This is a genomic window from Paraburkholderia dipogonis, assembly GCF_042680985.1.
GTDB lineage: Bacteria > Pseudomonadota > Gammaproteobacteria > Burkholderiales > Burkholderiaceae > Paraburkholderia > Paraburkholderia phytofirmans.
Map to the genome: position 1 here is coordinate 30,401 of NZ_JBHUFR010000013.1, position 17,859 is coordinate 48,259.

The 17,859-nt window shown below is 60.4% G+C and carries 16 protein-coding genes; 14 read left to right on the plus strand and 2 right to left on the minus strand.

Annotation, left to right across the window (positions count from 1 at the left end; all coding sequences use genetic code 11):
* Positions 1 to 341: 341 nt before the first annotated feature.
* The 7 genes from ACFSNN_RS17675 to ACFSNN_RS17705 all read left to right on the plus strand — a co-directional run bounded on the left by ACFSNN_RS17675 (position 342) and on the right by ACFSNN_RS17705 (position 7,244).
* Complete coding sequence (locus ACFSNN_RS17675; RefSeq protein ID WP_134462497.1) at positions 342 to 1,427, plus strand: porin; 1,086 nt, start codon at positions 342 to 344, stop codon at positions 1,425 to 1,427.
* 89 nt (positions 1,428 to 1,516) lie between these two features.
* Positions 1,517 to 2,728: an MFS transporter gene (locus tag ACFSNN_RS17680; RefSeq protein WP_377747468.1), complete on the plus strand. Its 1,212-nt coding sequence runs from the start codon at positions 1,517 to 1,519 to the stop codon at positions 2,726 to 2,728.
* A gap of 101 nt (positions 2,729 to 2,829) precedes the next feature.
* Complete coding sequence (locus ACFSNN_RS17685; RefSeq protein WP_377747467.1) at positions 2,830 to 3,963, plus strand: FAD-dependent oxidoreductase; 1,134 nt, start codon at positions 2,830 to 2,832, stop codon at positions 3,961 to 3,963.
* Positions 3,964 to 4,156: 193 nt separating this feature from the next.
* The gene (locus ACFSNN_RS17690) at positions 4,157 to 4,636 is read left to right on the plus strand and encodes a cupin domain-containing protein (protein WP_244322914.1); all 480 of its coding nucleotides are present in this window, start codon (positions 4,157 to 4,159) and stop codon (positions 4,634 to 4,636) included.
* A gap of 97 nt (positions 4,637 to 4,733) precedes the next feature.
* Complete coding sequence (locus ACFSNN_RS17695) at positions 4,734 to 5,894, plus strand: alpha/beta hydrolase family protein (protein WP_166799341.1); 1,161 nt, start codon at positions 4,734 to 4,736, stop codon at positions 5,892 to 5,894.
* 35 nt (positions 5,895 to 5,929) lie between these two features.
* Positions 5,930 to 6,880: a VOC family protein gene (locus ACFSNN_RS17700; RefSeq protein WP_134462511.1), complete on the plus strand. Its 951-nt coding sequence runs from the start codon at positions 5,930 to 5,932 to the stop codon at positions 6,878 to 6,880.
* A 10-nt stretch (positions 6,881 to 6,890) separates the two neighbouring features.
* The gene (locus ACFSNN_RS17705; protein WP_134465539.1) at positions 6,891 to 7,244 is read left to right on the plus strand and encodes a Rieske (2Fe-2S) protein; all 354 of its coding nucleotides are present in this window, start codon (positions 6,891 to 6,893) and stop codon (positions 7,242 to 7,244) included.
* A 118-nt stretch (positions 7,245 to 7,362) separates the two neighbouring features.
* On the opposite strand, the gene ACFSNN_RS17710 is transcribed toward ACFSNN_RS17705, so the two are convergent.
* The gene (locus ACFSNN_RS17710) at positions 7,363 to 8,340 is read right to left on the minus strand and encodes a LysR family transcriptional regulator (protein WP_134462514.1); all 978 of its coding nucleotides are present in this window, start codon (positions 8,338 to 8,340) and stop codon (positions 7,363 to 7,365) included.
* A 97-nt stretch (positions 8,341 to 8,437) separates the two neighbouring features.
* Here ACFSNN_RS17710 and ACFSNN_RS17715 point away from each other — a divergent pair, with 97 nt between their 5' ends.
* The 7 genes from ACFSNN_RS17715 to ACFSNN_RS17745 all read left to right on the plus strand — a co-directional run bounded on the left by ACFSNN_RS17715 (position 8,438) and on the right by ACFSNN_RS17745 (position 16,849).
* Positions 8,438 to 9,820 (plus strand): MFS transporter, encoded by a 1,383-nt coding sequence (locus tag ACFSNN_RS17715; protein WP_377765207.1) that lies wholly within the window; start codon positions 8,438 to 8,440, stop codon positions 9,818 to 9,820.
* A 140-nt stretch (positions 9,821 to 9,960) separates the two neighbouring features.
* A complete protein-coding gene (locus tag ACFSNN_RS17720; RefSeq protein ID WP_244322915.1) occupies positions 9,961 to 11,025 on the plus strand; it encodes a porin in 1,065 nt (354 codons plus the stop codon).
* 75 nt (positions 11,026 to 11,100) lie between these two features.
* Positions 11,101 to 12,639 (plus strand): FAD-dependent monooxygenase, encoded by a 1,539-nt coding sequence (locus tag ACFSNN_RS17725; RefSeq protein WP_279631170.1) that lies wholly within the window; start codon positions 11,101 to 11,103, stop codon positions 12,637 to 12,639.
* A gap of 4 nt (positions 12,640 to 12,643) precedes the next feature.
* A complete protein-coding gene (locus tag ACFSNN_RS17730; RefSeq protein ID WP_134462521.1) occupies positions 12,644 to 13,981 on the plus strand; it encodes an amidohydrolase family protein in 1,338 nt (445 codons plus the stop codon).
* 35 nt (positions 13,982 to 14,016) lie between these two features.
* On the plus strand, positions 14,017 to 14,967 hold the full coding sequence (locus ACFSNN_RS17735; protein WP_377747463.1) for an alpha/beta hydrolase: 951 nt from the start codon (positions 14,017 to 14,019) through the stop codon (positions 14,965 to 14,967).
* A 40-nt stretch (positions 14,968 to 15,007) separates the two neighbouring features.
* On the plus strand, positions 15,008 to 15,850 hold the full coding sequence (locus ACFSNN_RS17740) for a fumarylacetoacetate hydrolase family protein (RefSeq protein WP_134462525.1): 843 nt from the start codon (positions 15,008 to 15,010) through the stop codon (positions 15,848 to 15,850).
* A gap of 60 nt (positions 15,851 to 15,910) precedes the next feature.
* Positions 15,911 to 16,849, plus strand: a complete 939-nt coding sequence (locus ACFSNN_RS17745; RefSeq protein ID WP_134462527.1) for a VOC family protein — start codon at positions 15,911 to 15,913, stop codon at positions 16,847 to 16,849.
* A 343-nt stretch (positions 16,850 to 17,192) separates the two neighbouring features.
* Here the strand turns inward: ACFSNN_RS17745 and ACFSNN_RS17750 are convergent, their stop codons facing one another.
* On the minus strand, positions 17,193 to 17,471 hold the full coding sequence (locus ACFSNN_RS17750; RefSeq protein ID WP_134462529.1) for a hypothetical protein: 279 nt from the start codon (positions 17,469 to 17,471) through the stop codon (positions 17,193 to 17,195).
* Between the last annotated feature and the right edge of the window lie 388 nt (positions 17,472 to 17,859).

Sequence of the window (17,859 nt, forward strand, 5' to 3'; positions counted from 1 at the left end):
GCGAGGCGCATTGTCGTCCGGACGGGCTTTTCCTTACTCATCGGCGATATCAATACTTGGCATTGAAATGTTCGATTTTACTAAGGGAAGGCGGTTCCCAATAATCCGCCACATGCCCAAATGAATTTGGGGACGGCGACACCGGGGCGTGTGCCTCATTCCCGGCCGCAATCCGTCAACCGAATTCGCAGAATCTTGCGGGGGTCCCGCGACCTGTGAAAAGGCGAGGAGCCTCAGCGCTGCTGAAAGGCAGCACGGCATTGACGACCGGATCGATCTTGGGCTTGTGACCGAATTGGTCGGACAGTGTTTTAGACAAAACATAAATTTGGAGACAAAGCATGCGAATCAAGCTTGCCCTGAGTCAGGTGTCGGTCGCTTTATCGGGGCTGATGTTTGTAGTCGGCGCCCATGCACAAAGTAGCGTCACGCTTTACGGCCTGGTAGACGGAGGCGTGTTGTATCTCAGCAAGACGCAGAATTCGACGGGAGGCAACGGCGGAAAGCTGTTCGGCTTCACTGACAGCGGTCAGGTTCCGTCTCAGTTCGGTGTGCGAGGCACCGAGGATCTGGGCGGCGGTCTCTCGGCGGAATTCAAGCTTGAAAGTGGGATCAGCATCGCCAATGGCGGCTTCAACGATTCAAACGGGAATTTCTTCGGACGCCAGGCGTACGTCGGATTGGCGGGCGCGTTCGGTGAGGTCAAGGCCGGTCTGCAGTTCTCTCCGTTCTTCAACACCTTGTTCGCACTCGATCCTGTCGGCATGTCGAACTTCGGCAGCGGCCTGCTGATTTACGCGAATAACATCGCCACCACAGGTGCATTCAATTCCAATGCACTGTCGTATACGAGCCCGCTGATTGCCGGCCTGCGAGGCAGTGTGATGTTTGCGCTCGGCGGTGAGGCCGGGAACTTCTCGGCCGGCCGCCAGTATTCTGCCGGCCTGTCGTACCAATGGGGCGGCTTGTCGGTCGATGCCGCGTTCTACGACGGCAATCCGGGAGGCACGGTCCAGACCGTCCCGTCGTCGACCGTCGGATTCGAAGGCCGCATGATCGGCGCGGCATACACATTCGGCTCCCTTACCGCGAAAGCGTCATTCACAAACTACAAGGTGATGGGCAACGGTATGAACAACAACGTCTATGCCGGTGGCCTTGATTACGCATTGACGCCCGCGGTCGATCTCAATGGAGGAGTTTGGTATGTGAGCAATCGCGATGACACATCGAGTCACTCCCTGATGGGTTCGCTCGGCGCGTCGTACTTCCTGTCGAAAGCAACAACGCTCTACGCGCAGCTAGGCGTGGTCAACAATCGCGGCTCGCAGAATATCGGCCTCGAACTCGGCGACGCGCCGACTGGGTCCTATGCGCCCGCCGGAACGACCGTCGGCGCGCTCATTGGTATGCGTCATTTTTTCTGAGTGCCTGAAACATAGGCTCGCGGCGGAAGCCGTGAGGCCATATAACCGGCACGAATAGGGTGACGCTATCCATCCAGAAAGGACTTCCGATGTCGACTGATTCTATTTCAAGCGATGTACCGCGCAAGCTGCGCGTGATGCACGCAGTGCTGCTGCTGGTGGGCAGTTGTCTTCCGATTCTTGGCGCCGTATTGCTCGCGCCGCTGCTGCCGCAGATGGCTCAGCATTTCGCCGCGGTACCGCACGCCGGCGTTCTGGTGCCGCTGGTCCTGACCATGCCGGCGCTTATGGTGGGTCTGCTCGGGCCGTCCGCGGGGGTCGTGGTCGACCGGTTCGGCCGCAAGGTTCCGCTGATTGTCGCTTTGCTTTGCTACAGCGCGCTGGGCACGGCGCCGCTCTGGCTCGACAATCTTTACGGTGTACTGGCTAGCCGATTCGGCCTCGGGATTGTCGAGGCAATCATCATCACGTGCTTCACGGCGCTCATTGGCGACTATTACGCCGACCAGCAGCGTGAGCGCATGCTTGCGTGGCAGACGATGACCGGGTCTCTGTCCGCTGCGCTGTTCTTCGTGGTAGGGGGCGCGCTGGGCGAGTTGGGCTGGCGTACGCCGTTCTGGCTCTACGTGGTGGGCGCGCTGATGGCGCCCTGCGTCGCACTGATGCTGTGGGAGCCCATCCAGCGAACCCCGTCCGGCGCGGACGTGAGCCGTCATGTGACTCGTTTTCCCTGGCGGCACAACGTATGGCTTTACGTATTGACGTGGTGCGCCGGTATCGGTCTGTTCATCGTAGCGGTGCAACTCGGATTCATGCTGGCTGGCATCGGTGTGCACGCACCGAAACTGATCGGAATCGCGATTGGCGCATCGCATGCTGCCGTGCTCTGCGGCGCAATTTGCTCGCGCTGGTTGGGCCGCCTTGGGCGAGCGCGAGTGCTGTGTGTCGCGTTTGCGCTGGCCGGGGCGAGTCTTGTTCTGCTGGGCAGTGCGTCATCGTATTCGCAGGCTGTGCTGGCGGTTCTTCTGAATGGATTCGGATCCGGCCTGATGATTCCGACGCTCGCGTCATGGGCGCTGGCCAATCTTCCTGTTGCGCTGCGTGGGCGTGGGGCGGGAGGATTCATGGCGAGTTTCTACCTCGGCGAGTTCATGAGTCCGCTAGTGGTTGTCGCTGTGGCGTCGTTGACGGGCGGTTTGGTGCCTGCGTTACGTACGCTTGGTGTGGTCCTGGTCGTAGTCGCGCTTGCCTGCGCCGTCCAGTGGGCGATGCAACGTCGCGCTGCACCTGTAGAGGCGTGAGCGAAGCGGTGGCGATGCCGACCTTATGTCATTCAATCAAAAGGTGTCGGCTCGGACGAGGTGCTTGCCGATGATTTATCAAGAGAGTTCGCTTTAAGGAGATGCAGTACATGGCTCACGTCAAAAAAGTTCTGGTCGTAGGCGGAGGGATCGGAGGCTTGTCGGCCGCGATTGGTCTGAGTCGCCGCGGCATCGAGGTGGACCTCGTCGAGATCAGGGAGGAGTGGACTGTTTATGGCGTCGGCATTATCCAGCAGAGCAACGTCGTGCGCGACATGGCGTACCTCGGCCTACTGGACCGCTATCTGCCCGCGGCGTTTCCATTCGAGGACTCGGCGCTATATGACCGGTCGGGCAACCGTTTCGTCGTCATCCCCGGGCGAAGGCTAGCCGGTCCTCAATATCCGGCAAATGTCGGCATATCGCGGCTTGCCCTGCACCAGGTTCTGTGCGACGCGGCGAGAGAGCAGGGTGTGCGGATCACGCTGGGCGCCACAGTGGCCGCGTTCGATCAGTCTTCCGATTACGTCGATGTCACGCTGACAGACGGTAGCTGCCGGCGCTACGACCTCGTCGTGGGCGCAGACGGCGTCTACTCCAAGGTGCGCGAGATGCTGTTCGGTGACGCCTATTGCCCGCGCTACACGGGGCAGGCGGTCTGGCGGCACAACTTCCGGCGCGATCCGCAGATTGATCATCTTGCGGGCTTTCGCGGCGAGGGTACGAATGCGGGTCTGGTGCCGCTTGCCAACGACCTGATGTACATGTTCGTGACGTCCTGCGAGCCTGGCAATCCGCGCATGGAGCACGCGTCGCGGGCCAGTCAGATGCGTGAGCGCCTCAACGGCTTCGGCGGACTCATAGGCGATTTGCGGGAACAGATCGTGGACCCTGACCAGGTGGTCTACAAGCCGCTCGAAGTGGTCTTCGTGGACGAAGACTGGTATAGCGGCCGGATTCTGCTGATCGGCGACGCAGCGCACGCGACTACGCCGCACCTGGGCCAGGGGGCGGGAATGGCTATCGAAGACGCGGTCGTGCTTACTGATCTGCTCTCTGCGGACGCACCGATCGAGTCTCTGCTTCAACAGTTCATGGAGCGCCGGCGCGCACGTTGTCGTTTCATTTTTGATAGTTCGATCCAGATCGGCGAATGGGAGAAGACGGAAGAGCCGCCGTTTGGCCGGGCAGAATTGATCGAGAAGATGCTGGAGCTGACTGCGCAGCCGGTTTGATTCCCGGTATTGCACTGAGTGAATAGTGTTGTGCAAGAGTAAATGTGCAAATGCGCGGTAATGTAGAAAATATTATCTGTACTGCTTATGTAAATCGGAGAGTAGAAGAGTGAGCAATTATGTTCGGCGTATTGTGACGGGTCATGACGCGCAAGGCTGCTCGGTCGTTACGAGTGACGGAGGCCCATTTTCCGTGTTCCCTGTCAAGGCGCTACCGGGTCTCGTGTTCTCCGAAATCTGGCGGACAGCCGGCATGCCTGTAGCCGTGGACAACGGCAACGATCCGACCGATGGGCCGCTACGCCTGTCACCAGGCACCGGTGGCACGGTGATTCGCGTAGTCGATATGCCGCCAGATCCGGATTGGGAAACGTGCAGGCCCGAGGCGCTCTTCTCTGAGATCAATGCCGCGCACACCTCTACGTCCACTGGTGCGCCTCGTACGGCGGACACCTTGATGCATCGAACTGAAACGGTCGATTACGGGATTGTGATTTCCGGGGAAATCTGGCTGGTTCTCGACGGTACGGAGACCTTGCTTAAACCTGGTGACGTGGTTGTACAGCGTGGGACCAATCACGCATGGAGTAATCGCAGCGACAGGCCGGCACGAATGGTGTTTGTCCTGCTGGATGGACGCTTTGCGCCGGAAATCGCCGGGGGATCGGCGTAGATCCCGAGCGGGAGCGATATGCCGCGAATGTTTGCGCCGGGTACGGCGCTCGTGTGAGTCCAGGCTGCGAAGCAAGTCATATAGGAGAGTCGTTACCGTGTTCAAGTATTTCCCGAGCAATTACGTCTGGAACCTGTCAGTGGATCTGGCGATAGAGATGGGGGCGCGCATCGGTGAGATTGAGGAGATGTGCGCGCCGCTGCAGGAAGCATCGACGCAGCCGGACGCCGCCGGTACGCAGGCGTTCCGGGAAACGTGGGTTCGCATGGCGGACAAGCTTTGCGAACTCGCCGAAGAGGACGAGGCGCGCGGCCGGATGATTTCCGCCGGCGAAAAATACAACCGGGCCGCAATTTACTACATCACTGCCGAGCGGCTTCAAGCGCACGGTGCCCAGGGGCGCATGGCGCTATACCGGCGCTTTCTCGATGTGTTTGCGCGAGGCATTGCGCAATCCGGCGAGAACTGCGAGCGCGTGAAGATTCCTTATGGCGATGCGCATCTCTCGGCACTCTACGTTCGCGCGGAAAACGTCGTCGGACCGGCGCCGATCCTGGTGCAGGTTAACGGACTGGATTCGGCAAAGGAAATGCTTTACCGCGTGGGGCTGCCGCGATGGCTGGCGCAGCGTGGCATCTCGTCGCTCGTCGTCGATCAGCCGGGCTCGGGCGAAGCGTTGCGCCTCCACGGCATGACGGCGGTCTACAACAGCGAAGTGTGGGCGAGCAAGGTCGTCGACTGGCTGGAGACGCGCGCCGACGTCGATGCCATGCGCATCGGACTGCAGGGTGTATCGCTCGGCGGGTATTTCTGCCCTCGCGCGGTGGCGTTCGAGCCGCGTTTTGCGTGCGGCGTGACGCTGGGAGCGAACCACGATTGGCGCGACGTGCAGAAGAAGCGCCTCGCGCGGGAAGGCAGTTTCCCGGTGCCGCACTACTGGGAGCACGTGAAATGGGTATGGGGCGCGAAGGATCTCGACGACTTTATGCGCATCGCGGAAAACGTGCATCTTGACGGCGTCCTCGATCGCATCAAGGTGCCGTTCCTCGTGACGCACGGGGAGAAGGACTCGCAGATTCCGCTGCACTGGGCCATGCGAACGTACGAGCAGCTGATCAACAGCCCGAAGCGGGAGCTGAAGGTATTTACCGAGCGCGAAGGTGGTGTGCAGCATGGAAGCTTCGACAACTCGGCAAACGCATGCGCGTACATCGCCGACTGGGTCGCCGAAACGCTCCGCGGCCGGACCGCGTACTGATCGTGAACTGTTGATTTTGAACCAAGGGGATACGGATGAATATCATTGGACTGGATGAACTGGCTTTCGGCGTTGACGACGTAGGCGCATGCGCCCAATTTCTAATGGATTACGGGCTCCAGCCCGTCGGCCTGGCTACAGACGCTGGGCGTTTCGAGGCGCTGGACGGCACGGCGATCACGATCAGGCACAAGGGCGATCCGGCATTGCCGCCGCCGCTCGCCACCGCGACCATGTTGCGCAAGACAGTCTATGGCGTGGCGGACGAGGCGACGCTTCATGCGATCGCGGACGAACTGGGCCGCGACCGGACGGTGACGCGTCACGCTGACGGTTCGCTCGAGACGGTCGACGACGTCGGCTTCGTGCTGGGGTTCCAGGTGACGCGCCGCCGGTCGCTGAACCTGCCCGCTGAAACGGTCAACGCACCCGGTGCGCCTGCCGGGCGGCCGATCAATGTTGTCGCGGCCGACGAGCAGGCGGACGCGCTGCCGCGGACGCTGTCGCACGTGGTGTGCTTCGTACCGGACGTGGTGAAGGCCGAAGAGTTCTACGTTGACCGCCTGGGCTTCGTCTGTACCGACCGCTTCACGGGCGTGGGTCCCTTTCTGCGTCCAGCGGGCACGCCGGACCACCATGCGTTGTTCCTTCTGCAAACTCCGCCGTTCATGCAAGGCTGTGAACACTTCACGTTCCACCTCGGCGGCCCCACCGAACTGATGCAGGCCGGTACCCGCTTCGCCGGCAAGGGATACCAGTCGTTCTGGGGACCGGGGCGTCACAAGTTTGGTTCGAACTGGTTCTGGTATTTCAATAGTCCACTCGGCTGTCACGTCGAATACGACGCCGACATGGATCTGCACGACGAGCGATGGGCACCGCGCGAAGCCGAGGCGGGTGCCGACACGTCGCAACTGTTCCTGTTTGCAGCGAAAGAACGGTGGGCGCCGGGGCGTCCGTCGCCGAAGAATGCCGAGCACGGGTGATTCGGGCGGCATGCGCGTGCGACTGTGCCATTTGCACGACCTGCCGGACGGTGGCTCGCGCGGCTTCGATCCCTGCGAAGCAGGCAGGGACACGATCCTCGCGCTGCGAGACGGACGTCGGGTGTATGGATACCTGGACGATTGTCCCCATCACCCTGGCGCGCCGATGGCCTGGCGCAAGGACGCGTATCTGAATGGAAGCGGCACGCGCATAGTTTGTCACGGACACGGCGCGCAGTTCGACATTGCTACGGGCACGTGTGTGCTCGGGCCTTGTTTTGGTCAGGCGCTTACGTCGCTAAATCTTAACGTTGACGAACAGGATGACGTATGGCTTCGACTGTTGTCGGCATGGAGGCCCTGACTGTGTCGGGCCGCGTTTTGATCGGGAGCGGTGCCTTCTTTGCCGGGAACAGCGCGACGGTGGCTTTCGATGTCCCGATTGACCTACACACACGGCTTGCCAATGTCGCGTACTGCCATTATTTGGCAGCGCTACGCCGGCGCGACGGTTTACCGTCAGCTGTTCTATTGGCAAGCGCCAAGTCAACCGTCGGCAGCAGGCGTGCCGTTTCCCGAAACAGTGCGCGCAGCCAGGAGATGGCCGGGTCGCGTTCCTGATACTTGTGCCACTGCACCTTCTCCGTGAACGTTGGGAGTTTGATCGGACATTGCAGGATTCGCAGCGGAAACCGTTGCGACATCTGAAGGGCTAGCCGCGTGGGCAGCGTGGCGACTCTCGACGTACCGAGGAGCAGTTCCGGAACAAGCGTGAAGGTCGGTGAAATCACATCCTGGCGACGAACCTGTTTGCCGGTGGAGATCATCCGCGCGTCATAGGTCACGCGCCTGCCGCCTCCCCATTCGACACCGACATGCGCCGATTCAAAATATTGGTCAGCGGTGATCGTACTGCCTTTGACCGGGTGGTCCGCGCACACCAGACATGAAAACGTGTCTTCAAACAATTTCTCGGCAGGGTGTCCCGCAACCGTGTTGAACTCGGGGGCGATGAGCAGCTCCACCTCACCTCCTTCCAGATGCTCCGGCGACTGCGGGCTGATCGCCCTCAGGTCGAACTGCATCAATGGCGCAAGCGTGGCCGCCTTTCTCACTACCTCGGAAAGAAACACACTGATCACGTAGTCGGACGACTCTATTGTGAAGCGCCGCGTTGATGTCTCCGGGTCGAAAGTCGGTCTGGCGCGTGTGATGGTCTGAATTTGCAGCAGAACGTCTCTGACAGGTTTGACGAGTTCGGTGGCTAGCGGTGTCAGAACCTGTGTCTTCCCCACCGGCACCAGAAGCTCGTCTTCGAAATACTCGCGCAGGCGGGCGAGGGAGCAGCTTGTGGCGGGCTGGCTGAGAAACAGCCGTTCGGCCGCGCGGCCAACGCTGCGCGTGGACAGGATCGCATCGAGTACGACCAGTTGGTTGAGATCGAGTTTGTTAAAGCGCATTTTCGTGTGACATTTACAAAACGGATGTTCCGTATTTAAACAATAAATTTTATAAATGTCTCGCGAAATTTATACTTGCTGCAAATAGCGGCCTGCCGTGGCGCGCACCAAACCTTCGGAGACAGAGAATATGGAGGACCGCCGTAATCGCCAGTCAATCCTGCGGCAGTGGGGGTTGGTTGCCTGCCTGACTGTGGTGAGCATGCTGGCCCAGATCGACAAGAACATTCTCGTGTTGATGGTGGGGCCGATTCAACGGGACTTCGGGGCGAGCGACGTCCAGATCAGCCTTCTTATCGGCACGGCATTTGCGGTTGCCAACATGGTGGTTGGGCTGCCCTCCGGCTGGTTGGCGGACCGATTCAACCGGCGCGTTGTGATTGCCGTGGGCGTGGCGATCTGGTCGCTTGCAGTGGCTTCCAATGCAGTCGCGTCGGCGTTCGTGGCGCTCCTGGTGGCGCGAATCGTCGTGGGCGGCGCGGAAGCGTTGATTCCACCTTCGTCCTACTCGCTGATTCGTGACGGGGTCGATGAACAACGTCGAGCGCGTGCTTTGTCCGTGTACACGATGTCGCTGATGCTTGGAACCGGGCTGTCGCTCGTACTGGGTGGCCCGTTACTGGGTGCAATCCAGTCCGCCGGTATCCGGTCGATTCCTTTCATCGGTACGGTCTCGCCGTGGCAGGTCACGTTGTTTCTGATCGGCGTCGTCGGACTGCCCATGAGTCTGCTCATTTTTCTTGCGAAGGAACCGGGGCGGCAAGAAGAAAAAACATCCGCGGATGCGAGCCGCAGTCTGTCAGGCGTCGGCCGCTATCTTGTCGCGAATCGGGCGATATTTCTTCCGCTGACCCTGTTCGCCGTCTCTCACGCGATGATTACTTTCGGCCTTGGAAGCTGGATGCCGACCATGACCGCGCGCCGCTTTCATCTCGGTCTGCGGGAGATCGGCCTGATGCAGGGCGGCCTGCTACTGACGATGGGGCCACTCGGGCTGTGGCTCGCCGGCATGGCGATGGACCGGAAGGGGGGCGGGAGCCTGTCGCGCGTTGCACTCGTCGGCGTGCTTGTCACGATTGCTGTGACTGCGCTGACAATTACGATGTGCCTGATCGGATCGGTGAGCGCATTCTGGATCGTCGATGCCATGGTGGTGCTGTTCTCGTGGACGTTCATGGCAGTCACATCGACGGTCGTTGCGAAAGCCGCGCCTGCATCGATAGTAGGCGCCGTCATGGCGATCGTCCTGGTTCTCAACGGGCTGATTGGACAAGGTGGCTCTCCCACGTTGATCGCCTTGGTCAGCCAGCATGGTTTTGGCGGAAGCCCCGATGCACTGCCCCGTGCGATGGCTTCGGTATTCGCTGTCGCAGGCGCTGTCGCGCTCTGGGCCGCTATCGTGCTTTATCGCACGTTCCTTCGACGGGACGGCGTGGTCGGCCCCGTCGCGTTAGGCGCCCCCATTGGCGACACGCGATGAAAATTGAACCGTAGACCGTGAGGCTCGCGGACGATCGCGACCCGATATAGCGATTGGTGTGATGCCTGTTCGTGCAGCGAATCGCAGTTATAGCGTTCGTATCTGAACAGGGTTTGCGGAAGAGGTCAGGAGACGTGGAAATGAAAGCAAAACTATTAATTAGTATAACGATGTATGTGGTCATTTCAGGCAGTGCGTGCGCCCAGTCGAGCGTGACCCTGTCGGGGTTGCTCGGAACGGGTATTGCATACAGCAACAATGCGGGCAAGGGCAGTAGCCTGTATCAGATGACAGGGTCCCACGCGGTGCCGTTCTGGGCCATATCGGGCAGGGAGGAGCTGGACACGGATACCTCCGCGTTCTTTCGGCTTAGCCAGTATGCCTTTATTAACAATGGCACGAGTTCGCCTTTCGAAAGCTACTTGGGTCTGAAATCCAACAGCGTGGGGACGGTCACCCTGGGGGCCATGTACGACCTTCTTGCCGATCTTGTTCCCTTCACGTCGGAACGCTTCACGTCTTTTCTGGCGACCCATCCTGGCAATCTGGACAGGACAGTCGGTAACTCGCTCAATAACCTGATCAAGTACAAATCGCCTGTGTTCGGCGGCGCGCTTCAGTTTGGTGCCCAGTATGGTTTCGGAGAGCAGGGTTCGGCAACCAACACGGGTCGTACGGTAGGCGCTGAGGCCAGCTTCACAAGCGGCCCGTTCCAGTCGGTGCTGGTGTGGGAATCGGTAGACGGCGTGCCGTATGCGCCATATACCCGGCTGGGCGTGAGCGAGTTGTACGGCATCAATTTCAGTGCCAATCCTTCGCGGATCGTTAGCCAGAACCAGAACACGACGACGCTCGGCGTCGCCTACGCTGGCGATACCGTGCGTGTGATGGGCAACTACAGCTACACGCGCCTGACGGGCGCGGGCGAATCGGAAACAGCGCAGACCATCGACGTAGGTGCCTACAAGTACATCACGACGCAACTGCGCATTGGCGGCGGCTACTCATACACGAAACTGGATACCTACAAATGGAACCAGCTTCATGCGCACCTCGACTACGCGCTTTCGAAGCGTACGAGTCTTTACCTGCTCAGCGTGCTGCAAATAGCGGGCAGCGGACAGCTATCGGTGCTTCGGAATCAGGCGCCGGCGTCAACGTCCCGACAACTGGAGATGGAAGTTGGCATGACGCACCTTTTTTAAGCAGAGGGCGCCTGATGGGCTCGCTTGGCGCTTTTTCCTCAGCGGCCCGGTCGGGCTCGGCGTTACAGGATCGCGGTGCAGGATCCGAATCCACAAAGTAGATGGAGAAATACGATGCAGTGGGATGTCATTGTGGTCGGCGGCGGTCCGTCGGGCCTTACTGTTGCTGCGGAACTGGCGGGGGCGGGCGTCAAAACCCTGGTGCTGGAACGGCGTACCGAAGGTGTCCAGTCACGCGCCGGCACGATCCTGCCACGCGTGCTGGAGTTGTTCGATGCGCGAGGCATCGCGGAAAGATTCATCGAGAAAACGCGCAAGATCGCCGACTACCCGTTCCGTCCGTCCCATATCTGGGCAGGCTTCCATCCGATCGAATGGAAGTATCTGGAAACGCGCTTTGGTTTCACGTTGGGCCTGCCGCAGAACCTGACCGAGGAAGTCCTGTGGGACTGGGCGGTGGAAAGCGGTGTGCATGTGCAACGCCGCGCTGAAGTACGGGATGTCCGCCAGCATGCTGATGGTGTCGAGGTCGAGGTGGCCGATGCCTCCGGTGTCATCTCGACGCTGCGCGCGCAGTACCTGATTGGCGCCGATGGCGGCCGCAGTACCGTCCGCTCGAAAGTCGGCCTGCCGTTTGAGGGCCGCTCCGGTACGTTCCGCGGCATCGTGCTCGATGCCGAGTTGAAGGCGCCGTGGCCCGGCGGTCGAATCAATGTCGACAATGAAATGGGCTGGGTGCGCGGTTACACCTTTGGTGAAGGGATTACCCGCTTCAATATCGTGCACCGTGACCGCCGCCACGCGCCGAAAGACGAGCCCGTTACATTGGAGGAAGCGTTGCAGTGCATTCGTGATGTGCATGGTACCGATTACGGCATCGAAGGATACCGCTGGGCGTCGCGGTTCGACGACCAGATGCGCGCGGTGCCGAGCTTGCGCCGGGGGCGCACTTTCCTGGTCGGCGAATCCGCGCGTATTCACTATCCGGCAAGCGGCGTGGGCATGAACTTCTGTCTGCAGGACGCTTTCAACCTCGGCTGGAAACTCGCCAACGTCATCAACGGCGTGGCGGATGCGGCCACGCTCGACACGTACGACACGGAACGTCTTCCTGTCATGCATGCGCTGCTCGACAGCGTTAAGGCGCAGTGTGTGTTGCAGTTCAACTTCGAGCCAGAGGCGGTGGCGCTCAAGCGCCGCATGCAGGAGCACATCGTTCCCCTGCCTGACGTGCAACGAAAATTGGTGCTGGAGCTATGCGGCCTGGAAGCACCGTATCCGCGCGATGCAGATAGCCATCCGCTGACGGGCCTGCGTTGTCCCGACGTCGATCTCATGTTGCTTGACGGACGCTGCGTCGCGGTGACCGAGACGTTGCGAAAGCGGCACTTCGTTTTGCTCGATTTCGAGGGATTCAGCCGCCAGTTCGAAGCACTCGATGTGTCCGGCCTGCCGGTCACCGTGTTGCAGGCGCGCGCCTCGCATATTCCCGCGTCGATGGACGGCGTGAAGGCGCTGCTGGTGCGCCCGGATGGGTACGTAGCGTGGGCCAGTACGGAAGTGGGACGTGCCGGCGAAGCTGAAGCGCAAATCGGCAAATGGCTGAAGCGGTGACATTATGAACGAGCAACGAATTCTGCTGACCGGTGGCTGGATCCTGAGTATGGATCCGGCAATCGGCGATCTGCATAAAGGTGACATCCTCGTCGAGGGGACGGACATCATTGCCGTCGAGCCCCGTATCGATGCCGCCGATGCAGAGCGCGTCGACGCGCGCGGCATGATCGTGCTGCCCGGATTTGTCGACACGCATCGTCACACATGGCAAACCTGCGTGCGCCATCGGTATGCGGATATCGATCCGCAGATTTACTTCGCGGAGATGCTGGGCGCCAAAGGCGCCGCGTTCCGGCCGGAGGATGTCTACATCGGGACGATGCTCGGCGCTGTTTCCGCCCTGGACGGCGGTATCACCACGATGCTCGACTGGTCGCATGTGCAGAACACACCGGAACATGCGGATGCGGCTATTCTGGGTTTGCGAGGCGCGAACATTCGCGGGGTGTTTGCGCACGGCTGGCCGCTGGTGGACGGTGCGTCGTGGATGTTCGACAGCCAGCGTGGCCACCCCGACGACATTCGTCGCCTGCGCGAACGGTTCTTCTCGTCCGACGATCAACTGCTCACGCTAGCGATGGCCGCGCGCGGCCCCGAAATGGCGCGCCGCGACGTCTGGCTGTCCGATTTGCAACTCGCTCGCGAACTCGACATTCGCTCGAGCATCCATATGGGCGCCTACGCACGTAACGCGTCGGTGAGGGCCATTGCGCAGATGCACGACGCCGGGGTATTGAGCGACGACCTGACGTTCGTGCATTGCTGCTTCTGCGGCGCGGACGAGATCGCGATGATGGCCGACGCCGGCGTCAGCGCCTCGCTCGGCGTGCATTGCGAACTGAATGCGCAGGGCATCGGTGACATTCCGCTCGATCGACTGCTGGCTGTTGGCATCCGGCCCAGTCTGAGCGGCGACACCGAAACGAAATGCTCAGGCGACATGTTCACGCAGATGCGGCATGCGTTCGCTTATTACCGTTCGTGGATGGGCGGCAACCATTCGAGCGTCGCGAACGCACCGGTTACGTTGTCGATGCGCGACGTCCTTGAATTCGCCACGCTCGCGGGTGCGCGCGCGAACGGACTTGCGCACAAAGTCGGTTCGCTCACGCCGGGCAAACAGGCCGACATCATCATGATCCGCGGCGAAGACCTGAATCTCACGCCGGTGTCCGACGCGGTGGGCGCCGTCGTGCTGGCTGCCCATCCGGGCAACGTGGACACCGTCTTTGTCGCGGGGCGGGCAGTGAAGCGGCATGGTCACATGCTGGATGTCGACCTAGATGCGCTGCGGCAACGCGCGTTTGCCTCCCAACAGTACATTCTTGGACTGCAATGAGAGACACCATCAAACCTCAGTCGCTCGATCCTGAATTGGCCGCAATCGTGTCGGCCATGCGCGCGGCTAATGCACCGCCGCCGTTTTCGGGCACGCCAGAGCAAGCCCGTGAGCGAATGCGGCGCGCCATCATGGCGGCGCGTGAACGTTTTCCGGTGCCCGTCGTCGGCGTGATCGAAGATGCGATCGCCGGGTTCGAGGGCGCCCACGTGCCCGTGCGCGTCTATCGCCCGCGAGATGCACAAACCGGGTTGCCGACGGTGGTGTTTTTCCACGGTGGCGGATTCGTGCTCGGCAGCGTCGAACTGATGGACGACATTGCACGCAAGCTTTGTCGGGACATGAACGCTGTCGTCGTCTCAGCCGACTACCGGCTGGCTCCCGAGCATCCGTTTCCTGCCGCCCACGATGACGCGTTGACGGTCACTTTATGGGCCATCCGCAACGTCGCGGCATTGGGGGGCGACGCGACGCGCGTGGCGGTGGCGGGGGAGAGCGCCGGCGGCAACCTCGCCGCTTCCACGGCCCTGACGCTGCGCGACCGGGGCGAAAGACTCGCGGCACAACTGCTCGTGGTACCCGGTGTGGACCTGGCCCGCGACACCTCGCTGATCGAGGCGAAACGCAGCGACTTCCCGATGCTGTCGCCGTCGGACTTGCGCGATATTTCCCAGCTTTACATGGGGTTGAACCCGGCGCAGGCACGGATATTTCCGCCGTCGCCTCTGCACGCGGAGGATTTCACCGGGCTGCCACCCGCCGTGATCGCCGTCGCTGGGCACGACCCGCTTTGCGAGGAAGGGCTTGCGTACGCCGAACGTCTTGGCGCTGCCGGTGTTCCTGTGCAGGTGCATTGGTTCGAAGACATGTTCCATCCATTCTTTGGATTCTTCGAGGCATCGGCAGCGGCGCGCCGTGCCAACAACGAGATTTGCCACGCCTTTGCCGGGTGGCTTCAGCAATACGCGTTGCCTGTCACTCAGTGACGGCACACGCTTTTTTCATTTCAATATACTGGAGATCGTTATGCGGTATGTGTCCTTTGTTAAGGATGGGAAATCGTTGCTTGGAGTACGCGAGGGCACTGGCATTCGCGTGATCGGAGAAGACTCACTCGAGTCTCTTCTCGCACGAGGTGTCGACCTTGCCACTTATGGGCGCGATCGGGCGAGTACGGAAGTAGTGAGTGCAGAAGACGTGAATTTCCTGCCTCCGCTTACCCGTCCACCGAAGATCATTTGCATCGGCCTGAACTACGCGGATCACACCAAGGAGAGCAAGTACGAACAGCCGGACTATCCGACGATCTTCTTCCGCGTCCATACGAGCCTGATCGCCCATCGACAGCCGATGATCCGGCCGGATGTGTCCGATTCGCTCGACTTCGAGGGCGAAATCGCCGCAGTGCTCGGCAAGGGCGGCCGGTATATCAGCAAGGAAGACGCGTTGTCCTGCGTGGCGGGTTACGCGCTCTTCAACGACGGCTCGGTGCGCGAGTACCAGTTCAAATCTCCCCAATGGACCGTCGGCAAGAATTTTGATGGGACCGGCGCCTTCGGTCCCGACCTCGTGACGGCGGACGAACTCCCTGCCGGAGCGAAAGGGCTGCGGCTCGAAACGCGCCTGAACGGCGAAGTCGTGCAGGCGGCTAGCACGGACGATATGGTGTTCGATATTGCCAGCCTGATCAGTATTCTGAGCGAGGCGATTACGCTTGAACCGGGCGATGTGATCGTGACGGGCACGCCGTCGGGCATCGGGTGGGCGCGCACGCCAAGGCTGCTGATGAAACACGGTGACATCTGCGAAGTGAGCGTCGAGGGCATCGGCACGCTGCGCAACGAGATTGTCGATGAACAGGCGGCCTGAGCGGTCATATCGGCGGACCGGCGGCGTTAGCGCCGGTGAGTCCGTCCGGAGGAGATTGTCATGACGGAATCTGCGGCGGCGAGCTCTCGAGCGGGCGTGCATTCGATCGACCATTTTGCGCTTAATGTGCCTTCGCTCGCTGAAGCGGGGCGATTCTTCAATGCCTTCGGTCTTGACGTCACGACCGCGGGGGCAGGTGTGCAGGAGCTTGAGCTTCGGACTGCGGACGGGCATCGTTGGGCACGCATTTTTGCCGCCGACAGGAAGTCACTGGCCTATTTAAGCTTCAGTTGCTATGCGCGGGATTTGCCTGTGCTGCGTAAGCAGGTTGCGGCGGCGGGTGCCATGTTCATCCCTTCGGCAAACGGTAACGAAGACGCTGGTTTCTGGTTTCATGACCGGGACGGCAACCTGATACAGGTCGCAGTTGGCCTCAAAACGAGTCCGAGCAGCAAGACGATCAGCGTGAATACTGGCGCCATGGCGGATGTGCGCGGGGCTTGTACGCGTTCCGCGGTGGAACCTGTCAAACCGCGCCGGCTCTCTCATGTTCTGCTCTTCACGCCAGATGTTCTGCGCGCGGTCGATTTCTATGAGCAGGCGCTCGGTCTGCGTCTGTCGGACAAATCCCGGGATCTGATCGCCTTTACTCATGCCCCACACGGTTGCGATCATCATCTGGTGGCGTTCGCCAAAAGCCATGCGCGCGGCTGGCACCATTCGTCGTGGGATGTCGATAACGTCAACGTGGTTGGCGAAGGTGCGGCGCAAATGGCGGCGGCCGGGTTCTCCAAAGGGTGGGGGACTGGGCGGCATGTGCTCGGTTCGAACTACTTCCACTATGTTCAGGATCCGTGGGGTTCGTTTTGCGAATACTCGGCGGACATCGATTTTGTGTCGGCCGGAAAGAATTGGCCGGCAGGCGACTTCGCTCCGGAAGATTCGCTGTACTTGTGGGGGCCGGATGTCCCCGCCAATTTCGTGCATAACACTGAATAGACAAATTGCAATGGATGCTGAGCTTGGCCGGCACATGCGCGCTGTGTTTCCTCGTGCGGAATGCGAGCGGCCGTGGTGCGTCGATAGCCGAACGCGGCTCAGACGAGGCCAAGCGCCGTCTACCCACTGAGCAGAATGTCCTTTGCTGTAGTAGTCACATCTTCGGACGCCCGCCCGATCATGGGCCCATAGCGGTTAATGTTCTCTTTGGTCGTAGAAAGCTCGAACGTCGATAGAACGAGAGCGCCATGCTCACTTTCCAGCCTCGACCACTTCCAATCTTCATGCTTGCCGAGGTTCACTGTGTACCGGTACGACTGGCGATATCTGCGCCACGGCCACCTCATCCGTTTACCATGTAGTAATGCGGCTGGAAACCCTTAGCGGTCAGCCGAGAATGAGTGCTTGCCATCAGCATTGAATCCGGCATCGCCCGCCATCGTCCATCGAGGTCGAGAACTTCGATATCGCGCCTCTCAATACCGTCGCGTGACCAGCTTTGCTCAGGTTCGCGTAGCGCTTTCCGCCAGTAAAGCCATGCCGAACCTGCTTTATCATCATCTACGCGGTGATAGTTCTGGAAGAACGGGTGATCCTCGCGGACTCGCTGGAGCACGTGCATTTCATTTCATATGCACGGGCGTGCAACTTCGATGGTGCCGTCGTGAACGAATCGGTTTTTGACCGATACATTGTGATAGATAATCAGGATGCCAGATGAAATGTGAGTGGCATCACTGACGCGATGCGCCACCGTGCAGGCTGTCTGTATTTGCGACGATGCGTTAGCCGTAGTAAATGGGTAGCCCCACAACGTCTCGGCAGCGCACATGGGTGTCGCCGACCTGCACGAAGATTGCCGCGGACGATGCGCAAACGGCTCACTGGTTCGGATATCAGGTGGCGAATGGTCTCAAGGAATTGTTTTCTGTATTTGGGCTGACCCATCTTTCGGCAAAGGTCATATCGCGCGTTGGCTTGGTCGTCGAATACCTCCGCCATCGTGTCGT

Coding starts and splice junctions, on each gene's coding strand:
- ACFSNN_RS17705 (WP_134465539.1), top strand. CDS start 6,891: ATGCGCGTGCGACTGTGCCATTTGCACGACCTGCCGGACGGTGGCTCG.
- ACFSNN_RS17745 (WP_134462527.1), top strand. CDS start 15,911: ATGACGGAATCTGCGGCGGCGAGCTCTCGAGCGGGCGTGCATTCGATC.
- ACFSNN_RS17700 (WP_134462511.1), top strand. CDS start 5,930: ATGAATATCATTGGACTGGATGAACTGGCTTTCGGCGTTGACGACGTA.
- ACFSNN_RS17710 (WP_134462514.1), bottom strand. CDS start 8,340: ATGCGCTTTAACAAACTCGATCTCAACCAACTGGTCGTACTCGATGCG.
- ACFSNN_RS17730 (WP_134462521.1), top strand. CDS start 12,644: ATGAACGAGCAACGAATTCTGCTGACCGGTGGCTGGATCCTGAGTATG.
- ACFSNN_RS17740 (WP_134462525.1), top strand. CDS start 15,008: ATGCGGTATGTGTCCTTTGTTAAGGATGGGAAATCGTTGCTTGGAGTA.
- ACFSNN_RS17720 (WP_244322915.1), top strand. CDS start 9,961: ATGAAAGCAAAACTATTAATTAGTATAACGATGTATGTGGTCATTTCA.
- ACFSNN_RS17675 (WP_134462497.1), top strand. CDS start 342: ATGCGAATCAAGCTTGCCCTGAGTCAGGTGTCGGTCGCTTTATCGGGG.
- ACFSNN_RS17680 (WP_377747468.1), top strand. CDS start 1,517: ATGTCGACTGATTCTATTTCAAGCGATGTACCGCGCAAGCTGCGCGTG.
- ACFSNN_RS17750 (WP_134462529.1), bottom strand. CDS start 17,471: ATGCACGTGCTCCAGCGAGTCCGCGAGGATCACCCGTTCTTCCAGAAC.
- ACFSNN_RS17685 (WP_377747467.1), top strand. CDS start 2,830: ATGCAGTACATGGCTCACGTCAAAAAAGTTCTGGTCGTAGGCGGAGGG.